The sequence below is a fragment of the Streptomyces sp. genome (assembly GCF_035563135.1).
Lineage (GTDB): Bacteria > Actinomycetota > Actinomycetes > Streptomycetales > Streptomycetaceae > Streptomyces.
The window spans coordinates 1-7,308 of sequence record NZ_DATMVN010000700.1 but is presented as its reverse complement, the minus strand read 5'-3'; the positions used below and the strand labels follow the sequence as shown (position 1 = coordinate 7,308).

The following is a 7,308-nucleotide window of genomic DNA, read 5'->3' as shown; positions in this document are numbered from 1 at the left end:
TGCTGGACGAGCGGCTCGGGAAGATGACGTTCTGGACGCTGTTCGTCGGCTTCCACGGCACCTTCCTGGTGCAGCACTGGCTGGGCGCCGAGGGCATGCCCCGCCGGTACGCGGACTACCTCGCCGCCGACGGCTTCACCGCGCTGAACACGATCTCGACGATCTCCTCGTTCGTGCTCGGCCTGTCGATCCTGCCGTTCTTCTACAACGTGTGGAAGACCGCCAAGTACGGCAAGAAGATCGAGGTCGACGACCCCTGGGGCTACGGCCGCTCGCTCGAATGGGCGACGTCTTGCCCGCCCCCGCGGCACAACTTCCTCAGCCTGCCGCGGATCCGTTCCGAATCCCCGGCGTTCGACCTTCACCACCCGGAGATCACGGCGCTCGAGCAGCTGGATCACCTGTCCGAGGGTGACAAGGTCCTCGTGGGCGGCAAGGAGGAGGGCAAGTGAAGATCCAGGGCAAGCTCTTCATCTGGCTGAGCGTCTTCATGCTGGCCATGGCCATCACGTACGGCGTGTGGTCCCAGGAGCCGGTCGGCACCACCGCGCTCTTCCTGTCCTTCGGACTGACGATCATGGTCGGCTTCTACCTGGCCTTCACGGCCAACAGGGTCGACGCGATGGCCCAGGACAACAAGGAAGCCGACGTCGCGGACGAAGCCGGTGAGGTGGGCTTCTTCTCGCCGCACAGCTGGCAGCCGCTCTCGCTGGCCATCGGTGGCGCCTTCCTCTTCATGGCGGTCGTCTTCGGCTGGTGGCTGGCCTACTTCTCGGCCCCGCTGCTCCTGATCGGCCTCTTCGGCTGGGTCTTCGAGTACTACCGGGGAGAGAACCGCACCCAGTAGGACACGCCTCCACCGGACGCGTCGCACCCGAACGGGGGCCCGGTCCGCTCGTCACCGAGCGGACCGGGCCCCCGTTTGCAGTCACTGAACGCGCTGGATCGGATGAATCTTCTTAGCGTGGGTTCATGAACCGCACGCCGCGCATCCGCACCGTAGTGAGCTGCACCCTGCTGGTCGTGACCCTGGCTGCAGGTGCGACCGCCTGTGGGGAGCCCGAAGGCCATCCGCTGTCGCTGAGGCCGCACGACGCCGCCGGTCTGGTCTCCTTCAACGGCCCGGCCGAGGACGAGGAGGCCGACCCCGACAAGCCCCTCGAAGTCACCGTCAAGGACGACGACGCGAAGATCACGGACGTGACGGCCGTCGACACCCAGGGCCGCCATCTGGCGGGTGAACTCGACGCCGACGGCACACGGTGGCATTCCACCACCCCGCTCGCCGCCGGCACCCGGTACACCGTCAAGGTCTCCACCGAGAACGGCGACGGGGCTCCCGGCAGCCGTACGTACGCCTTCGGCACGGTCTCGGCCAAGAAGTTCCTGAAGGTCACCTTCGGCCCGCAGGCGGGCACCTACGGGGTCGGACAGCCCCTCACCGCGGAACTCAGCGCTCCGGTCACCGGCAGGGCGGCCAGGGCCACCGTGGAACGCGGCCTGCAGGTCCGGTCGGCCCCCGCCGTCACGGGCTCCTGGCACTGGGTCGACGCCAAGACCCTGCACTACCGGCCCCAGGAGTACTGGCCCGCCGGCGCCAGCATCGACGTCCGCAGCAACCTCAAGGGCATAAAGGTCACCGACGCCCTCCACGGCGCCGCCGCGAAGCCCCTGAAGCTCACCACCGGCGACCGCATAGAAGCGGTCACCGACGCCTCGGACCACACCATGACCGTCCTGCGCAACGGCGAGGTGATCAACACCCTGCTGGTCACCACGGGCAAGCCGGGCTTCGAGACCCGCAACGGCGTCAAGGTCGTGCTCGCCAAGGAGCAGTTCGTACGCATGCGCGGGGAGAGCATCGGCATCGCCGCCGGCTCCTCGGAGTCCTACGACCTGCCGGTCTACTGGGCGACACGCGTCACCTGGAGCGGTGAATACGTCCACGCGGCCCCCTGGTCGACGGGCTCACAGGGCAACGCGAACGTCAGCCACGGCTGTACGGGCATGAGCACCGCCGACGCCGAATGGTTCTTCGAGACCGTCCGCGAGGGCGACATCGTCAAGGTCGTCGGGAGCGACGGCGAGATGATGACGCCCTTCGACAACGGCTTCGGTGACTGGAACCTGGCCTGGGACGCCTGGCTGAAGGGCAGCGCGCTGCACGGCGGCGGCACGACGGACACGGGGAACGGCGTCCAGGCGGCGCGGCTGCGCCCCCAGGTCTGAGCCGGCCGGAGTGCGCCGCGCCCCGGAGGGACGCCGCGGAGGGGGCTGGGAACCCTGTGCCTCAGGCCCCCACGGACAGCCGGCGGCGCAGCAGGGAGGCCAGTGCGTCCGCGAAGTCGACCGGGTCGACCGGATGCGTCACAGCGGCGTCCGCACGGCTCCACGTGGCCAGCCAGGCGTCCTGCGGGCCTCCGATCAGCAGCAGCACGGGCGGGCAGTCGAAGATCTCGTCCTTGATCTGCCGGCAGACGCCCATGCCGCCCGCCGGGGCCGTCTCGCCGTCCAGCACACAGACATCGATGCCTCCCCGGTCCAGGGCGCTCAGGACGGCGGGCAGGGTGGCGCACTCCAGGAACTCCACCGGTGGCACGTCCGCCGCAGGCCTGCGCCCGGCGGCCAGCCTCACCTGCTCACGGGTGTTGGCGTCGTCGCTGTAGACCAGGACCGTGGCGGTCGGCTGCATTGTTCCTCCGTGACGTCTGTGTCTTCGGGGCTCTCGGGGCATGAACCGATGCGCGGATCGTACTCCGCCGGACTGCCTGTCAGCACCGGTAAGGACAGCGATCCGATGGGCCGTTCGGTGAGGACACACGCGGCTGACACACCGAACGGCACCCCCCGGAGTGAGGGCGGGATAAGCGACCGACATAATGTCGGTCGTGGCGACAGCAACGACAGTAGAAACCGGGCACGCGCACCCGTCGGTCAATCGGCCGAACCTCACCAGCGTCGGAACCATCATCTGGTTGAGTTCCGAGCTGATGTTCTTCGCGGCCCTCTTCGCGATGTACTTCACCCTGCGATCGGTGATGGGACCCGATCACTGGAAGGAGATGGCTCACCATCTGAACTTCCCGTTCTCGGCGACGAACACCACGATCCTGGTGCTTTCCTCTCTCACCTGCCAGCTCGGCGTATTCGCCGCGGAGCGGGGCGATGTGAAGAAGCTCCGCACCTGGTTCATCATCACGTTCGTGATGGGTGCGATCTTCATCGGAGGCCAGGTCCTCGAGTACACCGAGCTGGTCAAGGAGGCGGGTCTCTCCCTGTCCTCCGACCCGTACGGTTCGGTGTTCTACCTGACGACCGGCTTCCACGGTCTGCATGTGACAGGCGGTCTCATCGCCTTCCTGCTCGTACTGGGCAGGACATACGCGGCCTCGAGATTCACCCATGAGCAGGCCACCGCCGCCATCGTCGTGTCCTACTACTGGCACTTCGTCGATGTCGTCTGGATCGGTCTGTTCGCCACGATCTACATGATCAAGTAACCGGGTTCGCACCCACCCACCATCGACGCAGAAGATCCTGACACCGGGGTAATCCGTGAAAAAGCTCTCCGCACGACGACGCCATCCGCTGGCGGCGGTCGTCGTACTACTCCTCGCGCTGGCGGCTACCGGGGGGCTGTACGCCGCGTTTGCGCCTGCGGGTAAGGCGCAGGCCGACGAAACCGCCCAGTCCCTCGCCATCGACGAGGGCAAGAAGCTCTACTCCGTGGGCTGTGCAAGCTGCCACGGATCCGGCGGTCAGGGCACCACCGACGGGCCGTCCCTCGTGGGCGTCGGCTCCGCCGCCGTCGACTTCCAGGTCGGCACCGGGCGCATGCCGGCCCAGCAGCCGGGCCCCCAGGTGCCGAAGAAGAAGGTCATCTACACCCAGGTCGAGATCGACCAGCTCGCGGCGTACGTCGCGTCCCTGGGCGCCGGCCCGATCACGCCGACCAAGAGCCAGGTCGACCCCTCGGGTGCGGACGTGGCCAAGGGCGGTGACCTGTTCCGCACGAACTGCGCGCAGTGCCACAACTTCACCGGTGAGGGCGGCGCCCTGACCAACGGGAAGTACGCCCCGAGTCTCGAAGGTGTGAGCCCGAAGCACATCTACGAGGCCATGCAGACCGGCCCGCAGAGCATGCCCTCCTTCCCGGACAGCACCATGCCGGAGCAGGAGAAGAAAGACATCATCGCGTACATCAAGACCGTCAACGGCGATGAGTCCGAGACCCCCGGCGGGCTCGCGCTCGGTGGCCTCGGACCCGTCAGCGAAGGCCTCTTCGGCTGGATCTTCGGCCTGGGCGGCCTGATCGCCATCGCCGTATGGGTCGCGGCCCACACCGCTAAGGCCAAGAAGTCATGAGTAGCCAACAGATTCCAGAAGAGAACCTGCCGGTAGAGCAGGGCACCGCGCACGGCGCGGTAGAGGGTGCGGGCGACCCGTTCGCCGACCCGGGGCTGCCGGCCCACAGGCCGCGCATCCAGGACATCGACGAACGGGCCGCGAAGCGCTCCGAGCGAGCCGTCGCCCTCATGTTCACGCTGTCCATGCTGGCGACGGTCGGCTTCATCGCCTCGTACGTCATCTTCCCGGTCGACAAGATCGTCTACATCTGGCCGTTCGGCCATGTGAGCGCGCTCAACTTCTCCCTGGGCCTGACCCTGGGGCTGGCGCTCTTCCTCATCGGCGCGGGCGCCGTCCACTGGGCGCGCACCCTGATGTCCGACGTGGAGGTCGCCGACGACCGGCACGCCATCGAGGCGGCGCCCGAGGTCAAGGCCAAGGTCATGGCCGACTTCGCGGCCGGTGCCAAGGAGTCCGCGATCGGACGGCGGAAGCTGATCCGCAACACCATGTTCGGTGCGCTGGCCCTGGTGCCGCTCTCCGGTGTGGTGCTGCTGCGCGACCTCGGTCCGCTGCCGGAGAAGAAGCTCCGCAAGACCATGTGGGCCAAGGGCAAGCAGCTCGTCAACATGAACACCATGGAGCCGCTGCGCCCCGAGGACGTCGTCGTCGGTTCGCTGACCTTCGCCATGCCCGAGGGCCTGGAGGAGGACGCGCACGACTTCCAGACGCAGATCGCCAAGGCCGCCCTGATGATCATCCGCATCGAGCCGGACAACATCAAGGACAAGCGCGAGCGCGAGTGGGCCCACGAGGGAATCGTGGCCTTCTCCAAGATCTGCACCCACGTCGGCTGCCCGATCAGCCTGTACGAGCAGCAGACGCACCACGTGCTCTGCCCGTGCCACCAGTCCACCTTCGACCTCTCCGACGGCGCCCGCGTCATCTTCGGTCCGGCCGGTCACGCGCTTCCGCAGCTGCGGATCGGCGTGAACAGCGAGGGCAACCTCGAGGCGCTCGGTGACTTCGAAGAGCCCGTCGGTCCTGCCTTCTGGGAGCGCGGATGAGTACTGCGACGGAAACACAGCGCAAGGCGCCCGCCGGTGAGCGGGTGGCCGACTGGGCGGACGGCCGGCTGGGCATCTACGGCCTGGCCAAGGCCAACATGCGCAAGATCTTCCCGGACCACTGGTCCTTCATGCTGGGTGAGATCTGCCTCTACAGCTTCATCATCATCATCCTCACGGGTGTGTACCTGACGCTGTTCTTCAACCCGAGCATGAACGAGGTCGTCTACCACGGCTCGTACGAGCCGATGAACGGCATCCGGATGTCCGCGGCCTACGCCTCGACGCTGGACATCAGCTTCGACGTCCGCGGTGGCCTGCTGGTCCGGCAGATCCACCACTGGGCCGCGATCATCTTCCTCGCCGGCATGTTCGTGCACATGTTCCGGGTGTTCTTCACCGGTGCGTACCGCAAGCCGCGCGAGATCAACTGGCTGTTCGGCTTCCTGCTCTTCGTGCTCGGCATGTTCACCGGGTTCACCGGCTACTCGCTCCCGGACGACCTGCTCTCCGGCACGGGTGTGCGCTTCACGCAGGGCGCGATCCTGTCGATGCCGATCGTCGGTACGTACATCTCGATGTTCCTGTTCGGCGGGGAGTTCCCCGGTACGGACATCATCTCGAGGTTCTACTCGATCCACATCCTGCTGCTGCCGGGCATCATGCTCGGGCTCGTGGTCGGCCACCTCATCCTGGTCTTCTTCCACAAGCACACGCAGTTCGCCGGTCCGGGCAAGACGAACAAGAACGTCGTCGGCATGCCGCTGCTGCCGGTGTACATGGCCAAGGCCGGAGGCTTCTTCTTCCTGGTCTTCGGTTTCATCGCGATCCTCTCGGCGATCGCCACGGTCAACCCGATCTGGGCGCTCGGTCCCTACCGTCCCGACCAGGTGTCCACGGGCGCCCAGCCGGACTGGTACATGGGCTTCGCGGAAGGCTTCGTCCGTGTGATGCCCGGCTGGGAGATCAACCTCTGGGGCCACACGCTGGTCCTGGGCGTGCTCATCCCGCTGGTGCTGTTCGGTGTCGTCCTCGCGGCGCTCGCCCTGTACCCGTTCATCGAGTCGTGGATCACCGGCGACAAGCGCGAGCACCACATCCTGGACCGCCCGCGCAACGCTCCGACCCGTACCGGGCTGGGCGTCGCCTGGGTGACGATCTACTTCGTCATGCTGATCGGCGGCGGCAACGACATCTGGGCGACCCACTTCCACCTGTCGCTCAACGCGATCAGCTGGTTCGTACGGATCGCCTTCTTCGTCGGCCCGGTCCTCGCGTTCATCGCCACCCGGCGGATCTGCCTCGGCCTCCAGCGCCGCGACAAGGAGAAGGTGCTGCACGGGCGCGAGTCCGGCACCATCAAGCGCCTGCCGCACGGTGAGTTCGTCGAGATCCACGAGCCGCTCAGCCAGGAGCAGCTGCACACGCTCACGGCGCACGAGCAGTACAAGCCGGTCGAGATCGGCCCGACGGTCGACGAGAACGGTGTCGAGCGCAAGCCGTCGGCGCTCCAGAAGCTGCGGGCCAGGCTCAGCCGGAGCTACTACGGCGAGAACAACCAGATCGCCAAGCCCACTGCCGAGGAGTACAAGGAGATCACCAGCGGCCACGGCCACCACTGATCACCTCAGCTGACCGCCACAGCAGGAGCCCCGTCCATCCGATGGACGGGGCTCTTCGCTGTCCCCCGGGCCTGGATAGGGTGGGAGACATCCTTGTACCGGCTGTGGACCCCAGGAGCGGACCATGAACGTGGTGACCCCGGACGGCGCCGACAGCGTGGCGGACCGCACCTGGCCCGGCGTGCTGACCCCCCTCCTGCGCGGTGAGCACCTCGGCGCGGACGACACCGCGTGGGCCATGGACCGCATCATGCGCGGCGAGGCCACGGACG

At 67.1% G+C, this 7,308-nt stretch carries 8 protein-coding genes and 1 pseudogene; 8 read left to right on the top strand and 1 reads right to left on the bottom strand.

Features of this window, described 5'->3' with window-relative positions:
* From VN520_RS31115 to VN520_RS31105, 3 genes are all read left to right on the top strand, one after another.
* Positions 1-452, top strand: a 452-nt coding sequence (locus tag VN520_RS31115; RefSeq protein ID WP_325750277.1) for a cbb3-type cytochrome c oxidase subunit I, incomplete at its 5' end; no start/stop codon positions are given.
* The gene (locus tag VN520_RS31110; protein ID WP_325750276.1) at positions 449-847 is read left to right on the top strand and encodes a cytochrome c oxidase subunit 4; all 399 of its coding nucleotides are present in this window, start codon (positions 449-451) and stop codon (positions 845-847) included. The genes VN520_RS31115 and VN520_RS31110, both read left to right, overlap by 4 nt.
* Before the next feature lie 125 nt (positions 848-972).
* Entirely contained in the window at positions 973-2,229 is a 1,257-nt protein-coding gene (locus tag VN520_RS31105) for a L,D-transpeptidase (protein WP_325750275.1), read from the top strand.
* A 61-nt stretch (positions 2,230-2,290) separates the two neighbouring features.
* On the opposite strand, the gene VN520_RS31100 is transcribed toward VN520_RS31105, so the two are convergent.
* Positions 2,291-2,692: a hypothetical protein gene (locus tag VN520_RS31100; protein ID WP_325750274.1), complete on the bottom strand. Its 402-nt coding sequence runs from the start codon at positions 2,690-2,692 to the stop codon at positions 2,291-2,293.
* Positions 2,693-2,879: 187 nt separating this feature from the next.
* Here VN520_RS31100 and VN520_RS31095 point away from each other — a divergent pair, with 187 nt between their 5' ends.
* From VN520_RS31095 to VN520_RS31075, 5 genes and pseudogenes are all read left to right on the top strand, one after another.
* Complete coding sequence (locus VN520_RS31095; RefSeq protein WP_014045480.1) at positions 2,880-3,500, top strand: cytochrome c oxidase subunit 3; 621 nt, start codon at positions 2,880-2,882, stop codon at positions 3,498-3,500.
* Positions 3,501-3,555: 55 nt separating this feature from the next.
* On the top strand, positions 3,556-4,365 hold the full coding sequence (locus VN520_RS31090) for a c-type cytochrome (protein WP_325750273.1): 810 nt from the start codon (positions 3,556-3,558) through the stop codon (positions 4,363-4,365).
* Positions 4,362-5,414 (top strand): ubiquinol-cytochrome c reductase iron-sulfur subunit, encoded by a 1,053-nt coding sequence (locus VN520_RS31085; protein ID WP_325750272.1) that lies wholly within the window; start codon positions 4,362-4,364, stop codon positions 5,412-5,414. Before VN520_RS31090 ends, VN520_RS31085 begins: the two co-directional genes overlap by 4 nt.
* Positions 5,411-7,036 (top strand): cytochrome bc complex cytochrome b subunit, encoded by a 1,626-nt coding sequence (locus VN520_RS31080; protein WP_325750271.1) that lies wholly within the window; start codon positions 5,411-5,413, stop codon positions 7,034-7,036. Before VN520_RS31085 ends, VN520_RS31080 begins: the two co-directional genes overlap by 4 nt.
* A 124-nt stretch (positions 7,037-7,160) precedes the next feature.
* Positions 7,161-7,308: pseudogene (locus VN520_RS31075) on the top strand (anthranilate phosphoribosyltransferase); the annotation flags it as partial.